Below are 21,221 nucleotides of genomic sequence, written 5' to 3'. Positions count from 1 at the left end.
TCGGACGGCCCGCCCCTTCCGCCGTCAGCGCGAGGCCAGCCAGGCGTCCTCGGCCGCGTAGTCGAACCAGTCCTGCCCGTACTTGGCGAGGTTCGGGAACGCCTCCAGCCACTCCCGTCCCGCGAGCCGCTCCGCCAGCCACTCCACCGTCGCCGGCAGCGACTCCGCGTACCCCACCACCGGCCGGTAGCCCAGCGCGCGCTCCGCCGCCGTCATGTCGTACACGATCGGCGCGTCCAGGCCCCAGGGCGTCTCGCCCACGACGCCCACCGGCGGCGGCCCGTCCACGAGCACCAGCTCGCTCTCCACGCCCACGACCGCGTCGACGGCGGTGGCGATCTCGGCGACCGTCGGCGCCTCCCCGTCGGCCGCGTTCAGCACCCGCGTGCCCGGCTTCGCCGCGGCGAGCCGGATCAGCTCGGCCAGGTTGTCCACGTGCGCCGGATGGAACCGGGACGCCCCGCCGTACGCGAGCACCCGCACCGGGCGCCGGTCGAGGGACCTCTTCACGAAGAACAGCTCGCGCGGCGACCGGCAGTGCGGTCCGTGGATCGCGCCCGCCCGGAGCAGCGTCGTCGGCAGCAGCTCGGCGGCGTCCGTCAGCGCCCGCTCCAGGGCGATCTTCCGGGTGCCGTACGTGCCCTCGCCCGGGGCCACCGTCGCCAGGGACTCGGGGATCGGCACCGGGTAGCGCGGAAAGCCGTCCGGCCGGTCCTGGGTGTCGAAACTGCGTCCCTGCGCGTCCTCGTACACCGCCCCGCTGGAGATCACCACCGCGGAGCCGATGCGGCCCGCGAGCCCGGTCAACTGGGCGGCGTGCCGCGCGTCGTACGCCACCACGTCCACCAGGACGTCGGTGCCCCCGCCGAGCGCCTCCGCCAGCGCGCCCTCCTCGTTCCGGTCGAGCCGGACCGGGCGGACCTCCCCCGGCCATCCGTCGTCCCCGGCGCCGCCCCGCGAGGCGGCCGTCACCTCCCAGCCGTCCGCGACGAGCGCCCGCACGGCCGCCCGCCCCACCTGTCCCGTCGCACCCAGCACGAACGCGTTTCCCTTGGTCATGAAGGCGACGCTAGAGGTGCGCCGGGCCCCGGCCCAGGGCATTGCGCCGTGCGCGGATCCGCCCTCGGCGTGACCCCCGCGGGAACTATTCCGCCGAGGTGGATCCGCCGGACTCCGCGGCCTTCACCACCGCCGCGTACTCGTCCACGTACTCCTGGCCCGACAGACGGAGGATCTCGTACATGATCTCGTCCGTCACGGCGCGGACCACGGCCTTCTCCCCGCCCAGCCCGGCGAAGCGCGAGAAGTCCAGCGGCTCCCCGAACCGGATGGTCACCCTGCGGATCCTCGGCACGACCTTCCCCGGCGGCTGGATCTCGAAGGTCCCCACCATCGCGCAGGGCACCACCGGGACCCCGGCGGTCAGCGCCATCACCGCCACGCCCACCTTGCCCTTGTACAGCCGTCCGTCGTGCGAGCGCGTCCCCTCGGGGTAGATCCCCAGGAGTTCACCGCGGCCGAGGACGCCGAGCCCCTCCCGGATCGCCGCCCTGCCGGCCTCCTTCCCGGACCGGTCGACCGGGATCTGCCCGGCGGCGCGGAAGAAGGCGGCCGTCAGCCGGCCCTTGAGGCCCGGCCCCGTGAAGTACTCCTGCTTCGCGAGGAAGGTGATCCGCCGGTCCAGGACGACCGGCATCAGGAAGTGATCGGAGAAGGAGAGGTGATTGCCCGCCACGATCGCGGCCCCGTCCTCCGGTATGTGCTCCAGCCCCTCGATCCGCGGCCGGAACAGCAGCCTGAGGAGCGGTCCGAGCAGGACGTGCTTCATCAGCTGGTAGAACACGCGCGACCCCCGTTCGACGTCCGTCACGCCCGTTGTATCCCCCCGCGGGCCCGTGGTCCACTGGTGGAGGAGCGTCACATGACAGGCGAGCGCGGGGCCAGGTGCCCCGGCCGCGTCCTCACCGCGCTGCTGTGCGCGCTGACGGCGGCCGGGCTGTACGGCTGCTCCGGCACGGGCCCGCCGGAGCCGAGCCCCACGCCGACGACCGCGCCCGCCACCCCGACCACCCCCGCGAGCCCCACGGCACCCACCACGCCCGCGGGCCTCTCGCCCTTCACGGGTCTCCCCGCGCGGCCGGCCCCCGTCCTGGCCGTCAAGATCGACAACGTGCCTGCGGCCCGCCCGCAGACCGGCCTCGGCGCGGCCGACCTCGTCTACGTCGAGCAGGTCGAGGGCGGTGTGACCCGGCTCCTGGCCGTCTACTCCTCGCACCTCCCCGACCTCACCGGACCCGTCCGCAGCGCCCGCGAGTCCGACATCGCGCTACTCGGCGACTTCGGCCGCCCGGTCCTCGCCTACTCCGGAGCCCAGTCCGCCCTGAACCCGCTGCTCCGGGCCGCGCCCCTGCACCTGGTCTCCGAGGGCACCGCCCCGGGGGCCTTCCGGCGCTCCTCCGTCCGTCCCGTCCCGCACAACCTCTACGTCCGCCCCGGCCGGGCCCTCGCCGCGGCCCCCGGGGCCGGCGACGCCCGTGACATCGGCTTCCGCTTCGGGCCCGCCCCGCCCGGCGGCACCCCCGTCACGAGCTCGACCGTCCGCTACCCCGCGGCCCGCTACACCTTCACCTGGTCCGCCGCCGACCGCGCCTGGCGGGTGGCCATGGACGGCCGCGAGGCCCGCGCCACCGACACGGGCCCGCTCACCCCCGAGACGGTCGTCGTCCAGCGCGTCACGATCCGCCCCTCCCGCTTCCACGACCGGCTGGGCTCGGTCTCCCCGTACAGCGAGACCGTCGGCAGCGGAACCGCGCTCGTCCTGCGCGACGGCCGCTCCTACGAGGCCCGCTGGTCCCGCCCGTCGGCCGCGTCCGGTACGACGTTCACGACCCCGGACGGCGCGCCCCTGCCCTTCGCCACCGGCCAGGTCTGGATCGTCCTGGCCCCGAAGGGGTAAGGGCCGCGACGGGGCAGGGACACGGCGGGGCGCGCCGGACCGGCGGGCCGCTCACGGGCGGGCGGGCCCCTGGGGCCGAGGGCGTGGAGGGGGCGGCGGTGCGGCGCTGTCCGCCGCCGCCATCCCGATCGTCGCCACGACCAGCACCACCAGCCCGAACCAGAGCCAGCCGCTGCTGCCGAGCGCCACCGTGTAGGCCGTCGTCAGCACCAGCGCGACGCAGGTGAGCACCGTCATCGTCTTCGTGGGACCGGACATCGGTCCGCCTCCTCCCGACCGGGGCGACCGGGGCCGCGGAAGCCGTCCCGCCCATCGTGACCCCGCGAGAGGGGCGCGCGCTACTCCCCGGACGCTCCGGCGTGCGCCGGAGCGCGCACCGGGTGCCGGGAGGCCGGTCCCGGACACGGACCGGAGGCCGCGACGCCGGCCCGGAGACGCGGACCGGGTCCGGCGCCGCGAGCGGCACCGGACCCGGGGGCGGTCCATGAGGGAAGAGTCAGCGGCTCTTCGCCTGGAGCGAGGCCAGATACGCGTTGTACGCCTCCAGCTCCTTGTCGCCGTCCCGGTCCGCGGCCCGGTCCTTGCGGACCGCCTGCCGCTGCTCGGAGTGGTACCACTGGTAGACCAGGGCGATCAGGACGAGGACGGACGGGATCTCGCTGAACGCCCAGGCGATGCCGCCCGCCGCGTTCTGGTCGGCGAGGGCGTCGATGCCGAGCGAGGCCGGCGGGTTCCTGTACGCGTCCACCATCGGCTGCGTCGCCATCATCATCGCGATGCCGAAGAACGCGTGGAACGGCATGCCCGCGAACAGCTCCAGCATCCGCATCACGTACCCCGGCCGGTGCGGTCCCGGGTCCACGCCCATGATCGGCCAGAAGAAGATCAGGCCCACCATCAGGAAGTGCACCATCATGCCGATGTGCCCGGCCTTCGAGCCCATCAGGAAGTCGAAGAGCGGCGAGAAGTACAGCCCGTAGAGGCTCGCGATGAACATGGAGATCGTGAACGCCGGGTGCGTGATCACCCGCATGTAGCGGCTGTGCAGCAGCTTCAGGAGCAGCTCGCGCGGCCCCGTCGAACCCCGGCCCGCCACCGGCAGCGCCCGCAGCGCGAGGGTCACCGGCGCGCCGAGCAGCAGCAGGATCGGCGACAGCATGGAGATCACCATGTGCTGCACCATGTGCACGCTGAACATGACCATGCCGTAGTCGTTGAGCTTGGTGCACATCATGAGCGCGACCGACAGCACGCCGACGGCGAAGAACACCGTCCGGCTCACCGGCCACGCGTCACCGCGGCGCCGCAGGCGCGCCACGCCCCACCCGTACAGACCGAGCGCCGCCAGGCATCCGATCAGGAAGAAGAGGTCGGGAGAGAACTCCAGGCCCCGCCCCAGCGTGAACGGCGGCAGATCCGTGGTCATGCCGTGCCCGCTGTGATCCATCCGTACACTCCTGGAGCCCGATTCGCGCTTGTTGTCCGCACCAGACTAGAACCGCCCCCGGCGGCGACTGCGACCGGGGGCGGTTGTGGCGTCCGCGGGTCGTCAGAGCACGCACTCCGCCTCGGCGTACCGGTCGGACGGGACCGTCTTGAGGGTCTCCACGGCCTGGGCCAGCGGGACCATCGTGATCTCGGTGCCGCGCAGCGCGGTCAGCATGCCGAACTCGCCCCGGTGCGCCGCCTCGACCGCGTGCCAGCCGAAGCGGGTCGCGAGGACGCGGTCGTACGCGGTCGGCGTGCCGCCGCGCTGGACGTGACCCAGGATGACGGGGCGGGCCTCCTTGCCGAGGCGCCGCTCCAGCTCGGCGGAGAGCTGGTTGGCGATGCCGGTGAACCGCTCGTGGCCGTAGATGTCCGTGCCCGCGGTCTTGAAGTCCATCGAGCCCTCGCGCGGCTTCGCGCCCTCGGCGACGACCACGATCGCGAACCGCTTGCCGGCCTCGAAGCGCTCGCCGACCCGGGAGGTCAGCTCGTCGATGTCGAAGGGGCGCTCCGGGACGACCACGGCGTGGGCGCCGGCCGCCATGCCGGAGTGCAGCGCTATCCAACCGGTGTGGCGGCCCATGACCTCGACGACGAGGACGCGCTGGTGGGACTCGGCGGTGGTCTTCAGCCGGTCGAGGGCCTCGGTGGCGACGGTCACGGCCGTGTCGAAGCCGAAGGTGACGTCGGTGGAGGCGATGTCGTTGTCGATCGTCTTCGGCACGCCGACGATCGGGAGCCCCGCCTCGGAGAGCAGGTTCGCCGCCTTGAGGGTGCCCTCGCCGCCGATCGGGATGATGGCGTCGAGGCCCAGGTCGGCGACATGGCCCTTGGCCCGCTCGACGCCGCCGACGAGGTGCGCGGGCTGCACCCGCGAGGAGCCGAGGATGGTGCCGCCCCGGGCCAGGATGCCGCCCACCGCGTCGAGGTCGAGCTTGCGGTAGTCGCACTCCAGGAGGCCCTTCCACCCGTCGTGGAAGCCGATGACCTCGTCGCCGTGGTCGACCACGGCGCGGTGCACGACGGAACGGATGACAGCGTTCAGACCGGGGCAGTCTCCGCCGGAGGTGAGCACGCCAATGCGCATAGCCCAAAAACCTTTGCAACGTGGGCCGACTCCCGGACCACGTCGTCCGGCTGGATCCCCGCCACCCTATCGCCGCAGGGTGGCGGGGCCGAACCGGATGTCCGCACAGTGGACAACGTACGTTCGTACGAGGGACCGCCGGCGGCACGCGGATTGACTCGGACGGGCCGCGCCGCCGCCGCTCAGGCGGGCTGCGTCGCCGCCGCGATGCGCTCGGCGCGCAGCGCCTCGTACCACCGGTCGTCGGTCGGCGGCAGCGCGTTCACGTCGAGGGCCAGCTTCAGGAGCAGGTCCGCGATCTGCGGGTTCCGCGCCATGACGGGGCCGTGCATGTACGTGCCGAAGACGGTGTCGTTGTACGCGCCCTCGGTGCCGTCGCCGGTCCCGTTGCCGTTGCCGAAGACGGTCCGGGCGAACGGCCGGGCCGTCGGGCCGAGGTGGGTGATGCCCTGGTGGTTCTCGAAACCCGTCAGCTGGGGCAGGCCCAGGCGCGGGTCGATGTCCCCGAGGACGTCGCCGACGCAGCGGGCACCCTCGCCGCGGGTCGTGGTCACGTCGAGCAGACCGAGACCGGGCTGCCGCTCGCCGACGTCGTTGATGAACTCGTGGCCCAGGATCTGGTAGCCGGCGCAGACCGAGAAGATGATCGCGCCGTTGGAGGCGGCCCGGGACAGGCCGCCGTCGCGCAGGAGCCGCTCGGCCGCGAGCCGCTGCGGACGGTCCTCGCCGCCGCCGATCAGGTAGATGTCGCCCGAGGTCGGCACCGGCTGGTCGCTGCGGACGTCGACGCGCTCGACGTGGAGACCGCGCTGTTCGGCACGGCGCTGGACGACGAGGACGTTGCCCTGGTCGCCGTAGGTGCTGAGCAGGTCCGGGTAGACCCAGACCAGGCGCAGGCTGCTGTCACTCATGCTGCATGTCCTCTACGGGTCAGTTGCCGACGCGGCGGCGGACGTCCTGGAAGGCGGTGTAGTTGGCGATCAGCTCGATCTGCCCGGGCGGGGACATCGTGACGGCCTCGTCCAGCGTCTCGCAGACGCGGAAGTCCACGCCCGCGACCTCCAGGCGGACCGCGAGGTCCAGCTTCCGGTCGCCGATCACCATGATCGGGTGGCCGGCGAGCCGGCCGTAGTCCACGTCCCACAGCCAGGAGGTGTCCGTGCCGTCGGCGCCGCGCGCGTTGACGGAGAGGATCACCGGGGCGGGCGGCCCGTCGATGAGGGAAAACGTTTCGAGCCAGCCGGCCGGGTTCTTCGCGAGCAGCAGACGCAGGTCGCGGTTCTGGAAGGAGACCACGTCGTAGCGCCCGGCGACGGCCTGCACCTGGTACATGCGCTCCAGGGCCACCTGCGGCGGCACCCCGAAGACCGCGGCCACGGCGGCCGAGGTCGTCGCGTTCGCCTTGTTGGCGCGGCCCGGCAGCTGGAGCCGGATCGGCCAGGCCGAACCGTGCGGGTCGAGCACGTGGTCGCCGCTGAGCGCCCAGCTCGGCGCGGGACGGCGGAAGCCGCACTCGCCGCAGAACCAGTCGTCGCCCGGACGCTGCATCACACCGCCGCAGGCGGGGCACGACCAGGCGTCGTCCTTCCACTCCTGCCCGGCGGCGACCCACACCACGTTCGGGGAGGAGGAGGCGGCCCAGACGATGAGCGGGTCGTCGGCGTTGGCGATGACCACGGCCTTGGTGCCGTTGAGGCCCTCGCGCCACTTCTCGGCGAGCATCCGGGTCTCGGCCGCGCGGTCGAGCTGGTCGCGGGAGAGGTTGAGCAGCGCGATCGCCTTGGGCGTGGTGTCCCGCGCGACGCCGGCGAGGTACTTCTCGTCGACCTCGATCACGCCGAACTTGGAGTCCGAGCCGCCGGCCAGCGCCGAGGTGATGCCGGCGGGCATGTTCGCGCCCAGGGCGTTCGAGACGACGGGGCCCGCGGCGCGCAGGGCCTCCGCGATCAGCCGGGTCGTCGTCGTCTTGCCGTTCGTCGCCGACACCAGGACGACGTCCAGATGCTGCGCGAGCCGTCCGAGCAGGTCGGGGTCGAGCTTCAGCGCCACCCGGCCGCCGATCACCGATCCGCTGCCGCGCCCCGCCGCACGCGACACCGCGGCCGCGGCCTTGCCCGCCGTCACGGCCAGCTTGGCGCGCGGCGACAGCGGCTCTGGATTACCGGGGTGTCCTGACATCGTTCTTGTTCCTCCTTGCGTCGGTCCGGGCTCAGCCTATCGAGATCCGGCCAGCAGCCCGAACAGCGGCACCGTGGAGCGGCCGCACGAAACAGGGAGGTCACGGTGGACCGTACCCTTACCGCCATGCGAAACCGCCCCATCCCCGGCAGTTCCGGCCTCGTCCGAGCGATGACGCTCCTCGGCGACCCCGTGCTGCACACCCCCTGTGCGCCCGTCACCGACTTCGGGCCCCAACTCGCCCGGCTCGTCGAGGACATGTTCGCCACGATGTACGCGGCGCACGGCGTGGGCCTGGCGGCGAACCAGGTCGGCGTGGGCCTGCGGGTCTTCGTGTACGACTGCCCCGACGACGAGGAGAACCGCCATCTGGGGCACGTGGTGAACCCGCGTCTGGTGGAGGCGGACGGCGATGAGATCCGGGGCCCCGAGGGCTGCCTCTCGCTGCCGGGCCTGGAGGCGCCGACGCCCCGCTTCGACCGCGCGGTGGTCGAGGGCGTCCGCCTGGACGGCACTCCGATACGGATCGAGGGCACGGGTTTCTTCGCCCGCTGCCTGCAGCACGAGACGGACCACCTGGAGGGCGGGGTCTACGCGGACCACGTCACGGGGTGGCGCAAGTCACGTCTGGTGCGCGCGATCCGCAAGGAGCCGTGGGGGAGCGGAGCGGACCGGATCGTCTGACGCGCCGCGCGGGCCGGGTCCGTCAGGTCGGCTAGAACCCCGGGCCGCCCGGGAGGTCGGCGGCCCCGGCGAGGCGGCCCCACAGGAGGTCGGCGAGGCTCTTGACGAGGTCGGCGCGGGAGCAGGGGCGCTCGCCGAGCCACCAGTCGCCGGCCGCGTGCATCATGCCGACGATGCCGTGCCCCCAGATCCGCGCCTGGACCTCGGCGGCCGGGCCCAGGTCGACGCGCTCGGCGATGACCTGGCCGAGCTCCTCGCCCATGCGGCGCAGCAGCGGGGCGGAGTGGCGGCCGACGTCGAAGCCCTGCTCGGTCTGGTGCGACTCCTCCGCGGGGTGCATGAGGAAGCGGTAGACCTGGGGCATGGCCTCGATGGAGGCCAGGTACGTGTCGAGGGTGGCCTCGACGCGGCGGCGCCGGTCGGCGGGCGCGTCGAGGGAGGCCCGGAGCGAGGCGAGGAGCGCGTCCGTGTGCCGGGTGGCCAGGGCGCGGTAGAGCCCGCCCTTGTCGCCGAAGTGGCGGTAGAGGATGGGCTTGGTGATGCCGGCCTCGGCGGCGATCGCGTTCATGGAGGCCTTGGGGCCGTCCCGGAGCACCACCCGGTCCGCCGCCTCCAGCAGCTCGCGGCGCCGCTGCTCGGCGGGCGTCTGCTGGTCGGTGGCCCGGTGTGCGATGTCCATGTGCGTGTCTCCCCGCCCGTGCGATTCGTGAGGCTGTCGCAACGTAACACCCGGCCGGGATCCGGTGCCGGTCGGCCCGAACCGCTCCACCGCAGGTTGACAGCCTCTACCCACCGGTAACACACTGCTGTTACCGCAAGTAACGTCATGCTGGGAGGGAACATGGGCGAGTTCACGCTCGAACTCAACGAGGACCAGAAGCAGGTGCGCGACTGGCTCCACGGCTTCGCCGCCGATGTGATGCGCCCCGCGGCCGCCGAATGGGACGAGCGTGAGGAGACTCCCTGGCCGATCATCCAGGAAGCGGCCAAGCTCGGCATCTACTCCCTCGATTTCTACGCCCAGCAGTTCTTCGACCCGACCGGCCTCGGCATCCCGATGGCGATGGAGGAGCTCTTCTGGGGCGACGCCGGCATCGCCCTCTCCATCGTCGGCACCGGCCTCGCCGCCGTCGGCGTCCTCGCCAACGGAACCGAGGAGCAGATCGGCACCTGGGTCCCGCAGATGTACGGCGACGCGAACGACGTCAAGGTGGCCGCCTTCTGCTCCTCCGAGCCCGACGCCGGCTCGGACGTCGCCTCCATGCGGACCCGCGCCGTCTACGACGAGGCCACGGACGAGTGGGTCCTCAACGGCACCAAGACCTGGGCGACCAACGGCGGCATAGCCAACGTCCACGTGGTCGTCGCCGTCGTCGACGCCGAGCTCGGCTCCAAGGGCCACGCCTCCTTCATCGTGCCGCCGAACACCCCGGGCCTGTCCCAGGGGCAGAAGTTCCAGAAGCACGGCATCCGCGCCTCCCACACCGCCGAGGTCGTCCTGGAGGACGTCCGCGTCCCCGGCTCCTGCCTGCTCGGCGGCAAGGACAAGCTGGACGAGCGGCTCGCCCGCGCCCGGGAGAAGGCCCGGTCGGGCGGCGAGCGCGTGAAGAACGCCGCCATGGCCACCTTCGAGGCCTCCCGCCCGGCCGTCGGCGCCATGGCCGTCGGCACCGCCCGCGCCGCGTACGAGGTCGCCCTCGACTACGCGAAGACCCGCGTCCAGTTCGGCCGCCCGATCATCGAGAACCAGGGCGTCGCCTTCCAGCTCGCCGACATGGCGACCCAGATCGACGCCGCCCGGCTGCTCGTCTGGCGCGCCTCCTGGATGGCCACCGCCGGCAAGCCGTTCACGGCGGCCGAGGGCTCCATGTCCAAGCTGTACGCGAGCGAGGTCGCCAAGAAGGTCACCGCGCAGGCCATCCAGATCCTCGGCGGCAACGGCTACACCCGCGAGTACCCCGTGGAGCGCATGCACCGCGACGCCGCGATCTACACGATCTTCGAGGGCACGAGCGAGATCCAGCGCATGGTCATCAGCCGCGCCCTCGCGAAGTAGCACCTTCGGCCTCCGCCGCCTCCCGCTCACACGACGCAGAACTCGTTGCCCTCGGGGTCCTGGAGGACCACCGCGTAGTAGTCCATGCCGTTCGGCTCGTCCATCGTGTACAGCACGGTCGCGCCGAGCGCCGTCAGCCGGGCCACCTCGCCGTCCACGCGCTCGCGCCGGACGGCGAGGGGAACCTCGCGGCCGCCCCCGACCTTCAGGTCCAGGTGGACGCGGTTCTTGGCGGTCTTGGGCTCCGGGACCCGCTGGAACCAGACCCGGGGGCCCACGCCCCTCGGGTCGACGATCGACTCCGGAAGCTCCCCGGCGTCCTCGCCGAGCTCGTCCTCCGGCACGCCGATCGCCTCCCAGTACGCCCGCCAGGTCGCGTGGCCGGCGGGCGGCGGGTCGGGGACGTAGCGCAGGGCGTCCAGCCAGAAGGGCACCAGACGCTGGGGGTCGGCACAGTCGATGGTCAGCTGCAGGGTCAGCTCGGGTCGCTCCATGACGACGAGCCTCCCAGACGCCACTGACAACGCCGTGGACCCGCGAACGATTCAAGTCAACCGGCCGGATCCAAGCGGGTGTTCGCCCACGGCGCGCCTGAGGCACAATCACCGGGCCAGCGACGATCAAGGGGGAACCGATCATGGCCACCACCACCGGAACCACAGCGCCCCAGCTCGCGGGAAGCCCGCTCCTCGGCTCCATGCTCGACCTCAAGAGCGACTCGCTGGGCACCTTCCTGCGCGCCCGCCGCGAGCACGGCGACGTCGTGAGGATCACCGCGGGCCCGCCCGGGATCCGCGCCACGCTCTACGGCGTCTTCTCCGCCGAGGGCGCCCAGCAGGTCCTCGCCGGCGAGTCGGCCAACTTCCGCAAGGACAACGCCTTCTACCAGGAGATCCGCGAGTCCTTCGGCAACGGCCTGCTGACCAGCCAGGACGAGGACTACCTCCGCCAGCGCCGGCTCGTCCAGCCCCTCTTCACCAAGCGCCGCGTCGACGGCTACGCGGCGGCCGTCGCCACCGAGATCACCACCCTCGTCGGCGAGTGGCGCGACGGCGGCGCCGAGACCGTCGACGTCCTCCACGAGATGACCCGCTTCGCCCTGCGCGCGGTCGCCCGCATCCTCTTCGGCACCGACGTCGACACGGCCGTCGAGATCGTCGAGCGCAGCTTCCCCGAGCTCAACGCCTATGTGCTGAGCCGCGGCTACGCCCCGCTCAAGTTCCCGCGCGACTGGCCCACCCCCGGCAACCGCAGGGCCGCCGCCGTCCACCGGGCGCTGTACGAGGTCTGCGACCGCATCATCGCCGAGCGGAGCGCCTCCGGCCGCGCCTCCACCGAGGGCGACGACCTGCTCACGCTGCTCGTCGAGGCCGAGAGCGCCGAGGACGGCAGCTTCGACGCCACCGAGCTGCGCGAGCAGGTCCTCGTCTTCCTCCTGGCCGGGCACGAGACCACCGCCACGTCCCTCGGCTTCGCCCTCCACCTGCTCGCCAAGCACCCGGAGGCGCTGAAGCGGGCCCACGAGGAGGTCGACCGGGTCCTCGGCGGCCGCACCCCCGGCGCGGCCGACCTCGACGCGCTGCCCTACGTGACCCGGGTCCTCAAGGAGACCATGCGGCTCTTCCCGGCCGCCCCGGCCATCGGGCGCCGCGCCGTCGCCGCCACCGTCGTCGACGGCGTCGCCATCCCGGCCGGCGCGGACGTCGTCGTCGCCTCCTGGGTCACCCACCGGCACCCCGACTACTGGGAGGACCCGGAGCGCTTCGACCCGGACCGCTTCACGCCCGAGGCGGAGGCGGCGCGCCCCCGGTACGCCTGGTTCCCCTTCGGAGGCGGCCCGCGCGCCTGCATCGGGCAGCACTTCTCGATGCTGGAGTCGGTGATCGCCCTGGCGATGATCCTCCAGAAGTACGGCCTCGAAGCCGTCGACACCGAAGTGCCCGTCGGCTCCGCGATCACCCTCTACGCGACGGGCCCGGCCCGCTGCCGTCTGCTGCCGCGCTGAGCGGCGGGGGAGCGGCCCCGGGCCGCCCCCGCCTCACGGCCGGGTCGCGACCACGATCGTCGCCCACCACTCCTCGGAGGTGACGACCCGCGGCGTCAGACCGGCCGCGGACATCACCGAGAGGGCCGTCCGCGCCTGCCGCTCGCTCGTCTCCACCAGCAGGTGTCCGCCCGGCGCCAGCCACTGCGGCGCCTCGGCGGCGACCCGCCGCATGACGTCGAGCCCGTCCGTCCCGCCGTCGAGCGTGACGTGCGGTTCGTGGTCGCGGGCCTCGGGCGGCAGCAGCCCGATCTCCCCGGTCGGCACGTACGGCACGTTCGCGACCAGGACCCCGACCCGGCCCCGCAGCTCCCGCGGCAGCGGTGCGAAGAGGTCCCCTTCGTACACCCGGCCGCCCCGCGGCTCCACGTTCCGCCGGGCGCAGCGCACCGCCGCCGGCTCGATGTCCGAGGCGTGCACCTCCACGCCCTCGACCTCGGCGAGCAGCACGGCGCCCGCCGCGCCGGAGCCGCAGCACAGGTCGACGCAGACGGTGCCCGGCCGGGCCAGCCCGACCGCGTGACGGACCAGGAACTCCGTACGCCGCCGGGGCACGAAGACCCCGCCGTCGACCTCGACGCGCAGCCCGGCGAACCCGGCCCAGCCCACGACGTGCTCCAGGGGAAGGCCCGAGGCCCGCCGCTCGACCATCAGGTCGAGCTCGGCGGGCCCGGCCGCGGTCGCGAGGAGCATCTCCGCCTCTTCCTCGGCGAAGACGCACCCGGCGGCCCGCAGCCGTTCGACGACCCCGGGGTCAGACAAGCTGGGCCTCGATCGCGGCGACGACCTCGGGGGCCTCGGGCTCGGTGCGGGGACGGAAGCGGGTGACCGCGCCGTCCCGTCCGACGAGGAACTTCTCGAAGTTCCACTGCACGTCACCGGCCTCGCCCTCGGCGTCGGCGACCTTCACCAGCTCCGAGTAGAGCGGGTGGCGGCCGTCCCCGTTGACGTCCGTCTTCTCCAGGAGCGGGAAGGACACGCCGTACGTGGCCGAACAGAAGGTCGCGATCTCGTCCGCGCTCCCCGGCTCCTGCCCGGCGAACTGGTTGCAGGGCACGCCGAGCACGGTGAAGCCGCGCTCCCCGTACGCCTTCTGCAGCCGCTCCAGACCCGCGTACTGGGGGGTGAGGCCGCACTTCGAGGCCACGTTCACCACGAGCACGGCCCGGTCGCGGTAGTCGGCCAGGGAGACCGGCTCGCCGGTCAGGGTCTTCAGGGGGATGTCGTACAGGCTCATGGACTGCTCCTCGTCGGAATAGGGTTTGATCTCAGCATGGGAGACGAACCACTGGCAATCGCGATCGATTCCACGCCGGAGCGGGGACCGCGCCGGGTGCGCTGCCGACTCTGCGGCCGCCCCCTCACGGGCGCGGACTCCCGCCGCACGGGCCTGGGCCCCACCTTCGACGCCAAGCTCCACCCTCCGGCCCCGGACATCCGCACCCGCCGCCACGAGGTGTCCCAGGACACGCTGCCGGGCCTGGACGAGCCCTCCGGCTGAGCGCGCCGGTTCCTCCCCGTCGGTCCGCCGGCCCGCGGGGGACGGAGAGCGCGACGCTACCAGCGGCCGAAACCGTTGGACCAGCGGTTTCCCGGAGGGTCAGGGTGGGCCCCGATGAGACCGAAACCCGAGCAACCGGAGTCCTGACCCATGTCCACCCTGCGCGTCACCGCCGAAGTCCTCACCGTCCATCCGCACCCGAACGCCGACGCCCTGGAGCTCGCCCAGGTCGGGCTCTACCGCGCCGTCGTCCCCAAGGGGGCCTACCGGACGGGCGACGCCGCCGTCTACATCCCCGAGCAGGCCGTGCTGCCCCTCGCGCTCGTCGAGGAGCTGGGGCTCACCGGGCGGCTCGCCGGAGGGAACGCGGACCGCGTGAAGGCGGTACGGCTGCGCGGCGAGCTGTCGCAGGGGATCGTGTGCCGGCCCGGCGCGCTCGCCGGCGCCGACCTGGCGCGCGCGGCGGCCGAGGGGACCGACTTCGCGGAGGCGCTCGGGATCACCAAGTGGGTGCCGCCGATACCGCCGACCATGAGCGGGGACGTGGAACCCGCGCCCGACCTGCTGCCGTGGGTCGACATCGAGAACCTCCAGCGGTATCCCGACGTGTTCGAGCCCGGCGAGCCCGTCGTCCTGACGGAGAAGCTCCACGGGACCGCGTGCCTGCTGACCTTCCACGCCGGGGAGGGGCGCGTGCAGGTCTCCTCGAAGGGGTTCGGGGCGAAGGGCCTCGCCCTCCGGGAGGACCCGCGCAACCTGTACTGGCGGGCCGTCCACGGCCACGGCCTGGCCGCCGTCGCCGAGCGGCTCGCCGGGCGCCTCGGCGCGCGCCGGGTGGGCCTCTTCGGCGAGGTGTACGGCTCCGGGGTGCAGGACCTCGCCTACGGCGCCGACGCCCGCTCCGAGACCGTCGGGTACGCCCTCTTCGACGTGTCGGCCGAGATCGACGGGCAGGTCCGCTGGTTCGACCCGGAGACCGTGCTCGACGCCGGCGAGGTCCCGTTCGTCCCGCGGCTGCACTCCGGGCCGTACGACCTGGACACCGTCCTCGCGCACGCGAGCGGCCGGGAGACCGTCTCCGGCCGCGGGGCGCACCTGCGGGAGGGCGTCGTCGTCCGGTCCGCGACCGAGCGGTACAGCCCGGTCACCGGCGGCCGGGCCGTCGCCAAGGCGGTCAGCCCGGCCTACCTGACCCGCAAGGGCGGCACCGAGTACGAGTGACCCGGGAGGGCCGCGGCCGGTCACAGCTTCCGGAACAGGCCCTCCTGGACCACCGACACCAGCATCCTGCCCTCGCGGTCGTAGATCCGGCCCCGCGCGAGTCCCCGGCCGCCCGTGGCGATCGGGGACTCCTGGTCGTACAGAAACCACTCGTCCGCCCGGAACGGCCGGTGGAACCACATCGCGTGGTCCAGCGAGGCCATGTCGAAGCCCCGCGGACCCCAGAGCGGTTCGACGGGGATCCGCACCGCGTCCAGGAGCGTCATGTCCGAGGCGTACGTCAGGGCGCAGGTGTGGACGAGCGGGTCGTCGCCCAGGGGACCCACCGCTCGCATCCACACCGCGCTCCGCGGGTCCGCGCCCCTGACCTCGTCCGCGGTCCACCGCAGCCGGTCCACGTACCGGATGTCGAAGGGCATGCGGCGGGCCATCCGGTCCAGGGCCTCCGGCAGCCCGCCCAGGTGCTCGCGGACCTCGTCGGCGAGGTTCGGCAGGGTCTCCGGGTCGGTCAGGTGCCGCGGCGGCAGCTGGTGCTCGAACGCGCCCTCCTCCGGCCGGTGGAAGGAGGCCGTCAGATTGAAGATCGTCCGCCCCTCCTGGATCGCCGTGACCCGGCGGGTCGTGAACGACCGACCGTCGCGCACCCGCTCCACCTGGTAGACGATCGGCACCCCCGGCCGGCCCGGCCGCAGGAAGTACGCGTGCAGCGAGTGCACCGGCCGGTCGCCCTCCGTGGTGCGGCCGGCCGCCACCAGGGCCTGCCCGGCGACCTGCCCGCCGAAGACCCGTTGCAGCGACTCCTGCGGGCTGCGCCCGCGGAAGATGTCCACCTCGATCCGCTCCAGGTCGAGGAGATCCACGAGCCTCTCGGCGGGATTTGTCACCACAGCACTCCTCTACAGCTCTCCGACGGACGTCACACGGACCACCGCCCGGCCCTCCTCGTCGGAGGCCGCCAGGTCCACCTCCGCGCTGATGCCCCAGCCATGGTCGCCGTTCGGGTCGGCGAAGGTCTGCCGGACGCGCCACAGTCCGTGCGCCGCGTCCTCCTCGATCGAGAGCAGCTTCGGGCCGCGCGCGTCCGGACCCGTACCCAGGTCGTCGTACTCGTCCCAGTACGCGTCCATCGCCTCGCCCCACGCGTCCGCGTCCCAGCCGGACTCGGCGTCCAGCTCGCCGAGCGCGTCGACGTTGTCGAGGGCGGCCAGCTCCACCCGGCGGAACATCGCGTTGCGCACCAGGACCCGGAAGGCGCGGGCGTTCGCCGTGACCGGCTTGACCTGGTCGGCCTTCTCCTGGGCCTCCTCGGCCGTCTGGACCTCCGGGTTCGCCAGCTGCTCCCACTCGTCGAGCAGCGAGGAGTCCACCTGCCGCACCATCTCGCCCAGCCAGGCGATCAGGTCCTCCAGGTCCTCCGTCTTCAGGTCGTCCGGGATCGTGTGGTCGAGCGCCTTGTACGCGCTCGCGAGGTAGCGCAGGACGATGCCCTCGGTCCGGGCCAGCTCGTACCAGGAGGTGAACTCCGTGAACGTCATGGCGCGTTCGTACATGTCACGGATGACCGACTTCGGCGAGACCGGGTGGTCGCCGACCCACGGGTGCGACTTCCGGTAGACGTTGTACGCGTGCCAGAGCAGCTCCTCCAGCGGCTTCGGGTACGAGATCTCCTGGAGCCGCTCCATCCGCTCCTCGTACTCGACGCCGTCGCGCTTCATCTGCCCGACGGCCTCCCCGCGCGCCTTGTTCTGCATGGCGGCGAGGATCTGGCGCGGGTCGTCGAGCGTCGACTCGACCACGGAGACCATGTCCAGGGCGTACGAGGGGGACTCCGGGTCCAGCAGGTCGAAGGCGGCGAGCGCGAACGTCGACAGCGGCTGGTTGAGCGCGAAGTCCTGCTGGAGGTCGACCGTCAGCCGGATCGTGCGGCCCTCGGCGTCGGGCTCGTCGAGCTGCTCCACCACACCGCCGTCGAGCAGCGAGCGGTAGATCGCGATGGCCCGGCGGATGTGCCGCAGCTGCGCCTTGCGCGGCTCGTGGTTGTCCTCCAGGAGCTTGCGCATCGCCTCGAAGGCGTTGCCCGGGCGGGCGATCACCGAGAGCAGCATGATGTTCGTGACCTTGAAGCGGGAGGTCAGCGGCTCCGGCTCGGCGTCGATCAGCTTCTCGAACGTGGTGTCGCTCCAGGCGACGAAGCCCTCGGGGGCCTTCTTGCGGACCACCTTGCGGCGCTTCTTCGGGTCGTCGCCGGCCTTCGCGAGCGCCTTCTCGTTCTCGATGACGTGCTCGGGGGCCTGCGCCACGACGAAACCGGCGGTGTCGAAGCCGGCCCGGCCGGCCCGGCCCGCGATCTGGTGGAACTCACGGGCGCGCAGCGTGCGCACCCGGTTGCCGTCGTACTTGGTGAGGGCCGTGAAGAGCACCGTGCGGATCGGCACGTTCACGCCGACGCCGAGGGTGTCCGTCCCGCAGATCACCTTCAGGAGACCCGCCTGCGCGAGCTTCTCCACGAGGCGCCGGTACTTCGGCAGCATGCCCGCGTGGTGCACGCCGATGCCGTGCCGGACGTACCGCGAGAGGTTCTGGCCGAACTTGGTGGTGAAGCGGAAGTTGCCGATGAGCTCGGCGATCTGGTCCTTCTCCTCGCGCGTGCACATGTTGATGCTCATCAGCGACTGCGCGCGCTCGACGGCCTGCGCCTGCGTGAAGTGCACGATGTAGACGGGCGCCTGCTTGGTCTCCAGGAGCTCGGTCAGGGTGTCCGTGATGGGCGTGAGCCGGTACTCGTACGACAGCGGCACCGGCCGGGTCGCCGAGCGGACCACCGAGGTGGGCTTGCCCGTGCGCCGGGTCAGGTCCTTCTCGAACATCGACACGTCGCCGAGCGTCGCCGACATGAGGACGAACTGCGCCTGGGGGAGTTCGAGCAGCGGGATCTGCCACGCCCAGCCGCGGTCCTGCTCGGCGTAGAAGTGGAACTCGTCCATGACGACCTGGCCGATGTCGGCGTACCTGCCGTCCCGCAGGGCGATCGAGGCGAGCACCTCCGCCGTGCAGCAGATCACCGGGGCGTCCGCGTTCACGGAGGCGTCGCCGGTCAGCATGCCGACGTTCTCGGTGCCGAAGAGCTTGCACAGGTCGAAGAACTTCTCCGACACCAGCGCCTTGATCGGCGCGGTGTAGAAGGTCACCTGGTCGTTGGCGAGGGCCGTGAAGTGCGCACCCGCCGCGACCAGCGACTTCCCCGATCCGGTGGGCGTGGACAAGATCACGTTCGCCCCGGAGACGACCTCGATCAGCGCCTCTTCCTGGGCCGGGTAGAGCGTGATGCCCCGGTCCTCGGCCCAGGAGGAGAAGGCCTCGAAGAGGGCGTCGGGGTCGGCGGTCGGCGGCAGCTGATCGATAAGGGTCACGCCCCCATCTTGCCCGCATTCCGCTCTGATGAGGGAACCGGCCATCAGCAGTCATGATCACGGACGGTAGGCTCGTCCGTCGACCGGTCGTCAACTGGGCACCGGCAGGGGAGAAACGGGGCGGGCCAACCATGATGGGACCGGCGCACTCGCTGTCCGGAGCGGCGGCCTGGCTGGGCGTCGGAGCGGCGGCCGCCGCCTTCGACCGCCCGATGCCCTGGCCGGTTCTCGTGGTCGGCGCGCTCATCTGCGCGGGCGCCGCCCTCGCGCCCGACCTCGACCACAAGTCGGCGACCATCTCCCGCGCCTTCGGCCCCGTCTCCAAGGGGCTCTGCGAGATCGTCGACAAGCTGTCGTACGCCGTCTACAAGGCCACCCGCTCCACCGCCGACCCCCGCAGGTCCGGCGGCCACCGGACCCTCACCCACACCTGGCTCTGGGCGGTCCTGATCGGTGCCGGGGCCTCCGTCGCGGCGGTCACCGGCGGCCGCTGGGCGGTCCTCGCGATCCTCTTCGTGCACCTGGTCCTGGCCGTGGAGGGCCTGCTCTGGCGGGCCGCCCGGATGTCCAGCGACGTCCTGGTGTGGCTGCTCGGCGCCACCAGCGCGTGGATCCTCGCGGGCGTCCTCGACCAGCCGGGCAACGGCGCCGACTGGTTCTTCACCGGCCCCGGCCAGGAGTACCTGTGGCTGGGCCTGCCGATCGTCCTCGGCGCCCTCGTGCACGACATCGGCGACGCCCTGACCGTCTCCGGCTGCCCGATCCTGTGGCCCATCCCCGTCGGCCGCAAGCGCTGGTACCCCATAGGCCCGCCCAAGGGCATGCGCTTCCGGGCCGGCAGCTGGATCGAGCTCAAGGTCCTGATGCCCGCCTTCATGCTCCTGGGCGGAGTCGGCGGCGCCTCGGCACTCGGCTTCTTCTAGCGCGGGACCCCGAGGGCGGTCACCAGCCGCATCAGCTCCTCCTCGAAGAGCTTGTCCGGGCTCGCCGTCTGGCGGCCCAGGTGCCCGTACACCTCCAGGGACACGAGCCCGTGCAGGTGCCCCCAGAGGCGCAGGGCGAGCGCGACGCCGGCGGGCGGCAGCCCGGGGAAGGCCGGCCGCACCTTGTCGAGGAGTCCGGTGTCGAAGTCGGACCAGGTGAACGCGCTGTCCCGGTAGAGGGGTTCGGCGTGGGGCCAGGCCGCCGCCGCGAGCCCGGCGAGTCCGGTGCACACGCGGCGGGCCGCGTCCGGGGCGGGACCCGCCTCGGGGGCCCGGTATCCCGGCACGGGGTCGCCGTAGACGAGGCGGAACCCCTCCGGGTTCGTCAGGGCCCAGGTGCGGAAGGCGCGGGCCCAGGCCAGGATCCGGGCGGCGGGCTCCTGGGCGTCGGCGGCGCTCCAGGCCGACTCGACGGCGTCGGCGAGCGCCGAGTACACGTCGTCGATGAGCGCGGTGACCAGGTCGTCGCGGGTGGCGAAGTAGCCGTAGATCGCGTTGGCCGTCATGCCCATCTCGCGGGCGATGGCCCGCAGGGTGATCGCGTCGGGGCCGCCCGAGGCCATCAGGCGCAGGGCCGTGCCCCTGATCTCGGCCGTCGTCTCGGCCCGTAGCCGCTCACGGCGTCCCCGGGTGGCCGGAGCCGCCCCCGTCCTTGTCTCCGAAGTCCCGCTCATCCGGCCACCCTACCGCTCCCTTGGTGCCCGTATGGAAACTGCACGCCGTGAACTTCACGGCGTATAGTTTTCGCACGCCGTCACGTCAGATGTGATCACAGGGGAGAGACATGCACATCGGAGTCATCGGAGCCACCGGCACCCTCGGCAGCCGCGTCGTCGCGGAGGCACTGGAACGAGGGCACCACATCAGGGCCTTCAGCCGCGACGCCACGGAAACGGCGGCCGGCGAGACCCGCGCGAACATCACCTGGGCGAGCCTCGACGTGCTCGCCCCCGAAGCCGTCGCCGCGGTCCTACCCGGACTCGACGTCCTCGTCAGCGCCTTCCAGCCCGGGAACGCGTCCCGCGACCTCGCGGACACCGTGCGGCGCTCCATCGCCGACGCCGGCGTCTACGCCGCCGCGGCACGCTCCCTGCTCAAGGCACTGGAGAGCCACCCCAGGACCCGGCTGATCGTGATCGGCGGGGCGGGCAGCCTGGAGGTCGAACCCGGAGTGGTCCTCGCCGACGCGGAGGACCGGCTCCACGCGACCCTCGACGAGGTGGGTCTGCCCCGCGCGTACGCGGCAGCCGTTCGGGGCCACCGGGACGCCCTGAACGTGCTGCGCCTCTCGAACCGCCGGTGGACCTACTTCAGCCCCGCCGAGGACATCGCCCCCGGCACACGCACCGGCCGCTTCCGCATCGGCGACGACCAGCCGGTCCGGGACGCCGAGGGGCGCAGCCGCGTCTCGGCGGAGGACGCGGCCGTGGCCCTCGTCGACGAGGCGGAACTGCCCCGTTTCGTCCAGCGCCGCTTCACGATCGGCTACTGAACACCGCCGGGCCGGGCCGGCGGACCGCCGCCCCCCCCCGCCCCCCCCCCCCCCCCCCCCCCGCCCCCCCGCCCGGACCCCCACCCCGCCCCCCCCGCGCCCCCCCCCCCCCCCCCCCCCC

Annotated in this window: 22 protein-coding genes; 8 read left to right on the top strand and 14 right to left on the bottom strand. The window is 72.8% G+C overall.

The genetic code is table 11. From position 1 onward, the window contains the following. Positions 1-24 precede the first annotated feature (24 nt). Together ACFV2S_RS15415 and ACFV2S_RS15410 are read right to left on the bottom strand one after the other, a co-directional pair. A complete protein-coding gene (locus ACFV2S_RS15415; RefSeq protein WP_385558257.1) occupies positions 25-1,059 on the bottom strand; it encodes an NAD-dependent epimerase/dehydratase family protein in 1,035 nt (344 codons plus the stop codon). 85 nt (positions 1,060-1,144) lie between these two features. Next, entirely contained in the window at positions 1,145-1,828 is a 684-nt protein-coding gene (locus ACFV2S_RS15410; RefSeq protein ID WP_385558351.1) for a lysophospholipid acyltransferase family protein, read from the bottom strand. A gap of 93 nt (positions 1,829-1,921) precedes the next feature. Here ACFV2S_RS15410 and ACFV2S_RS15405 point away from each other — a divergent pair, with 93 nt between their 5' ends. After that, complete coding sequence (locus ACFV2S_RS15405; protein WP_385558254.1) at positions 1,922-2,956, top strand: DUF3048 domain-containing protein; 1,035 nt, start codon at positions 1,922-1,924, stop codon at positions 2,954-2,956. A 51-nt stretch (positions 2,957-3,007) separates the two neighbouring features. On the opposite strand, the gene ACFV2S_RS15400 is transcribed toward ACFV2S_RS15405, so the two are convergent. From ACFV2S_RS15400 to ACFV2S_RS15380, 5 genes are all read right to left on the bottom strand, one after another. Further along, entirely contained in the window at positions 3,008-3,214 is a 207-nt protein-coding gene (locus tag ACFV2S_RS15400; RefSeq protein ID WP_383789498.1) for a hypothetical protein, read from the bottom strand. Between the two features lie 238 nt (positions 3,215-3,452). Beyond that, complete coding sequence (locus ACFV2S_RS15395; protein ID WP_383789449.1) at positions 3,453-4,403, bottom strand: cytochrome c oxidase assembly protein; 951 nt, start codon at positions 4,401-4,403, stop codon at positions 3,453-3,455. A gap of 102 nt (positions 4,404-4,505) precedes the next feature. Beyond that, the gene (locus ACFV2S_RS15390; RefSeq protein ID WP_385558251.1) at positions 4,506-5,531 is read right to left on the bottom strand and encodes a 6-phosphofructokinase; all 1,026 of its coding nucleotides are present in this window, start codon (positions 5,529-5,531) and stop codon (positions 4,506-4,508) included. Positions 5,532-5,713: 182 nt separating this feature from the next. After that, the gene (locus tag ACFV2S_RS15385) at positions 5,714-6,442 is read right to left on the bottom strand and encodes a glutamine amidotransferase (protein ID WP_365229757.1); all 729 of its coding nucleotides are present in this window, start codon (positions 6,440-6,442) and stop codon (positions 5,714-5,716) included. Between the two features lie 19 nt (positions 6,443-6,461). After that, positions 6,462-7,709: a MurT ligase domain-containing protein gene (locus ACFV2S_RS15380; protein ID WP_383789455.1), complete on the bottom strand. Its 1,248-nt coding sequence runs from the start codon at positions 7,707-7,709 to the stop codon at positions 6,462-6,464. 126 nt (positions 7,710-7,835) lie between these two features. On the opposite strand from ACFV2S_RS15380, the gene def reads away from it, so the two are divergent. After that, positions 7,836-8,393: a peptide deformylase gene (gene def / locus ACFV2S_RS15375; protein WP_385558247.1), complete on the top strand. Its 558-nt coding sequence runs from the start codon at positions 7,836-7,838 to the stop codon at positions 8,391-8,393. A gap of 31 nt (positions 8,394-8,424) precedes the next feature. Here the strand turns inward: def and ACFV2S_RS15370 are convergent, their stop codons facing one another. Beyond that, positions 8,425-9,072 carry a TetR family transcriptional regulator gene (locus ACFV2S_RS15370; RefSeq protein ID WP_385558244.1) on the bottom strand — a complete coding sequence of 216 codons (648 nt, stop codon included), beginning with the start codon at positions 9,070-9,072 and terminating at the stop codon, positions 8,425-8,427. Positions 9,073-9,234: 162 nt separating this feature from the next. Between ACFV2S_RS15370 and ACFV2S_RS15365 the strand changes: the two genes are divergently transcribed. Beyond that, entirely contained in the window at positions 9,235-10,449 is a 1,215-nt protein-coding gene (locus ACFV2S_RS15365) for an acyl-CoA dehydrogenase family protein (protein WP_385558241.1), read from the top strand. Between the two features lie 26 nt (positions 10,450-10,475). On the opposite strand, the gene ACFV2S_RS15360 is transcribed toward ACFV2S_RS15365, so the two are convergent. After that, positions 10,476-10,943, bottom strand: coding sequence for a VOC family protein (locus ACFV2S_RS15360; RefSeq protein WP_385558238.1), 468 nt, complete (start codon positions 10,941-10,943; stop codon positions 10,476-10,478). A gap of 143 nt (positions 10,944-11,086) precedes the next feature. Here ACFV2S_RS15360 and ACFV2S_RS15355 point away from each other — a divergent pair, with 143 nt between their 5' ends. Next, positions 11,087-12,454 carry a cytochrome P450 gene (locus ACFV2S_RS15355; RefSeq protein WP_385558236.1) on the top strand — a complete coding sequence of 456 codons (1,368 nt, stop codon included), beginning with the start codon at positions 11,087-11,089 and terminating at the stop codon, positions 12,452-12,454. 33 nt (positions 12,455-12,487) lie between these two features. On the opposite strand, the gene ACFV2S_RS15350 is transcribed toward ACFV2S_RS15355, so the two are convergent. Both ACFV2S_RS15350 and ACFV2S_RS15345 read right to left on the bottom strand, forming a co-directional pair. Continuing rightward, the gene (locus ACFV2S_RS15350; protein WP_385558233.1) at positions 12,488-13,255 is read right to left on the bottom strand and encodes a putative protein N(5)-glutamine methyltransferase; all 768 of its coding nucleotides are present in this window, start codon (positions 13,253-13,255) and stop codon (positions 12,488-12,490) included. Further along, a complete protein-coding gene (locus tag ACFV2S_RS15345; protein ID WP_383789472.1) occupies positions 13,248-13,730 on the bottom strand; it encodes a glutathione peroxidase in 483 nt (160 codons plus the stop codon). The genes ACFV2S_RS15350 and ACFV2S_RS15345 overlap by 8 nt, the downstream gene beginning before the upstream one ends. A 36-nt stretch (positions 13,731-13,766) precedes the next feature. On the opposite strand from ACFV2S_RS15345, the gene ACFV2S_RS15340 reads away from it, so the two are divergent. Both ACFV2S_RS15340 and ACFV2S_RS15335 read left to right on the top strand, forming a co-directional pair. Continuing rightward, positions 13,767-13,994, top strand: a complete 228-nt coding sequence (locus tag ACFV2S_RS15340) for a DUF6011 domain-containing protein (RefSeq protein ID WP_385558230.1) — start codon at positions 13,767-13,769, stop codon at positions 13,992-13,994. Between the two features lie 150 nt (positions 13,995-14,144). Then, positions 14,145-15,215: an RNA ligase (ATP) gene (locus ACFV2S_RS15335; RefSeq protein WP_385558227.1), complete on the top strand. Its 1,071-nt coding sequence runs from the start codon at positions 14,145-14,147 to the stop codon at positions 15,213-15,215. A gap of 20 nt (positions 15,216-15,235) precedes the next feature. Here ACFV2S_RS15335 and ACFV2S_RS15330 read toward each other — a convergent pair whose 3' ends face one another. Both ACFV2S_RS15330 and ACFV2S_RS15325 read right to left on the bottom strand, forming a co-directional pair. Continuing rightward, the gene (locus ACFV2S_RS15330) at positions 15,236-16,099 is read right to left on the bottom strand and encodes an acyl-CoA thioesterase (RefSeq protein WP_383789481.1); all 864 of its coding nucleotides are present in this window, start codon (positions 16,097-16,099) and stop codon (positions 15,236-15,238) included. Positions 16,100-16,111: 12 nt separating this feature from the next. Beyond that, positions 16,112-18,670: a DEAD/DEAH box helicase gene (locus ACFV2S_RS15325; RefSeq protein ID WP_385558224.1), complete on the bottom strand. Its 2,559-nt coding sequence runs from the start codon at positions 18,668-18,670 to the stop codon at positions 16,112-16,114. Between the two features lie 86 nt (positions 18,671-18,756). On the opposite strand from ACFV2S_RS15325, the gene ACFV2S_RS15320 reads away from it, so the two are divergent. Further along, positions 18,757-19,548 carry a metal-dependent hydrolase gene (locus ACFV2S_RS15320; protein ID WP_385558221.1) on the top strand — a complete coding sequence of 264 codons (792 nt, stop codon included), beginning with the start codon at positions 18,757-18,759 and terminating at the stop codon, positions 19,546-19,548. Here the strand turns inward: ACFV2S_RS15320 and ACFV2S_RS15315 are convergent. Further along, complete coding sequence (locus ACFV2S_RS15315; protein WP_385558218.1) at positions 19,545-20,282, bottom strand: TetR/AcrR family transcriptional regulator; 738 nt, start codon at positions 20,280-20,282, stop codon at positions 19,545-19,547. The genes ACFV2S_RS15320 and ACFV2S_RS15315 overlap by 4 nt on opposite strands. Before the next feature lie 110 nt (positions 20,283-20,392). Between ACFV2S_RS15315 and ACFV2S_RS15310 the strand changes: the two genes are divergently transcribed. After that, on the top strand, positions 20,393-21,100 hold the full coding sequence (locus tag ACFV2S_RS15310; protein WP_385558215.1) for an NAD(P)-dependent oxidoreductase: 708 nt from the start codon (positions 20,393-20,395) through the stop codon (positions 21,098-21,100). The last annotated feature ends 121 nt before the right edge of the window (positions 21,101-21,221 follow it).

The organism is Streptomyces sp. NPDC059695 (assembly GCF_042733785.1).
Lineage (GTDB): Bacteria > Actinomycetota > Actinomycetes > Streptomycetales > Streptomycetaceae > Streptomyces.
Note: the sequence above shows the minus strand (reverse complement) of the source record. Positions and strands in the feature narration are given on the sequence as shown.

Coding starts and splice junctions, on each gene's coding strand:
- ACFV2S_RS15385 (WP_365229757.1), bottom strand. CDS start 6,442: ATGAGTGACAGCAGCCTGCGCCTGGTCTGGGTCTACCCGGACCTGCTC.
- ACFV2S_RS15405 (WP_385558254.1), top strand. CDS start 1,922: ATGACAGGCGAGCGCGGGGCCAGGTGCCCCGGCCGCGTCCTCACCGCG.
- def (WP_385558247.1), top strand. CDS start 7,836: ATGCGAAACCGCCCCATCCCCGGCAGTTCCGGCCTCGTCCGAGCGATG.
- ACFV2S_RS15370 (WP_385558244.1), bottom strand. CDS start 9,072: ATGGACATCGCACACCGGGCCACCGACCAGCAGACGCCCGCCGAGCAG.
- ACFV2S_RS15390 (WP_385558251.1), bottom strand. CDS start 5,531: ATGCGCATTGGCGTGCTCACCTCCGGCGGAGACTGCCCCGGTCTGAAC.
- ACFV2S_RS15415 (WP_385558257.1), bottom strand. CDS start 1,059: ATGACCAAGGGAAACGCGTTCGTGCTGGGTGCGACGGGACAGGTGGGG.
- ACFV2S_RS15410 (WP_385558351.1), bottom strand. CDS start 1,828: ATGAAGCACGTCCTGCTCGGACCGCTCCTCAGGCTGCTGTTCCGGCCG.
- ACFV2S_RS15310 (WP_385558215.1), top strand. CDS start 20,393: ATGCACATCGGAGTCATCGGAGCCACCGGCACCCTCGGCAGCCGCGTC.
- ACFV2S_RS15380 (WP_383789455.1), bottom strand. CDS start 7,709: ATGTCAGGACACCCCGGTAATCCAGAGCCGCTGTCGCCGCGCGCCAAG.
- ACFV2S_RS15360 (WP_385558238.1), bottom strand. CDS start 10,943: ATGGAGCGACCCGAGCTGACCCTGCAGCTGACCATCGACTGTGCCGAC.
- ACFV2S_RS15345 (WP_383789472.1), bottom strand. CDS start 13,730: ATGAGCCTGTACGACATCCCCCTGAAGACCCTGACCGGCGAGCCGGTC.
- ACFV2S_RS15320 (WP_385558221.1), top strand. CDS start 18,757: ATGATGGGACCGGCGCACTCGCTGTCCGGAGCGGCGGCCTGGCTGGGC.
- ACFV2S_RS15340 (WP_385558230.1), top strand. CDS start 13,767: ATGGGAGACGAACCACTGGCAATCGCGATCGATTCCACGCCGGAGCGG.
- ACFV2S_RS15400 (WP_383789498.1), bottom strand. CDS start 3,214: ATGTCCGGTCCCACGAAGACGATGACGGTGCTCACCTGCGTCGCGCTG.
- ACFV2S_RS15395 (WP_383789449.1), bottom strand. CDS start 4,403: ATGGATCACAGCGGGCACGGCATGACCACGGATCTGCCGCCGTTCACG.
- ACFV2S_RS15365 (WP_385558241.1), top strand. CDS start 9,235: ATGGGCGAGTTCACGCTCGAACTCAACGAGGACCAGAAGCAGGTGCGC.
- ACFV2S_RS15355 (WP_385558236.1), top strand. CDS start 11,087: ATGGCCACCACCACCGGAACCACAGCGCCCCAGCTCGCGGGAAGCCCG.
- ACFV2S_RS15325 (WP_385558224.1), bottom strand. CDS start 18,670: ATGGCCGGTTCCCTCATCAGAGCGGAATGCGGGCAAGATGGGGGCGTG.
- ACFV2S_RS15335 (WP_385558227.1), top strand. CDS start 14,145: ATGTCCACCCTGCGCGTCACCGCCGAAGTCCTCACCGTCCATCCGCAC.
- ACFV2S_RS15315 (WP_385558218.1), bottom strand. CDS start 20,282: ATGAGCGGGACTTCGGAGACAAGGACGGGGGCGGCTCCGGCCACCCGG.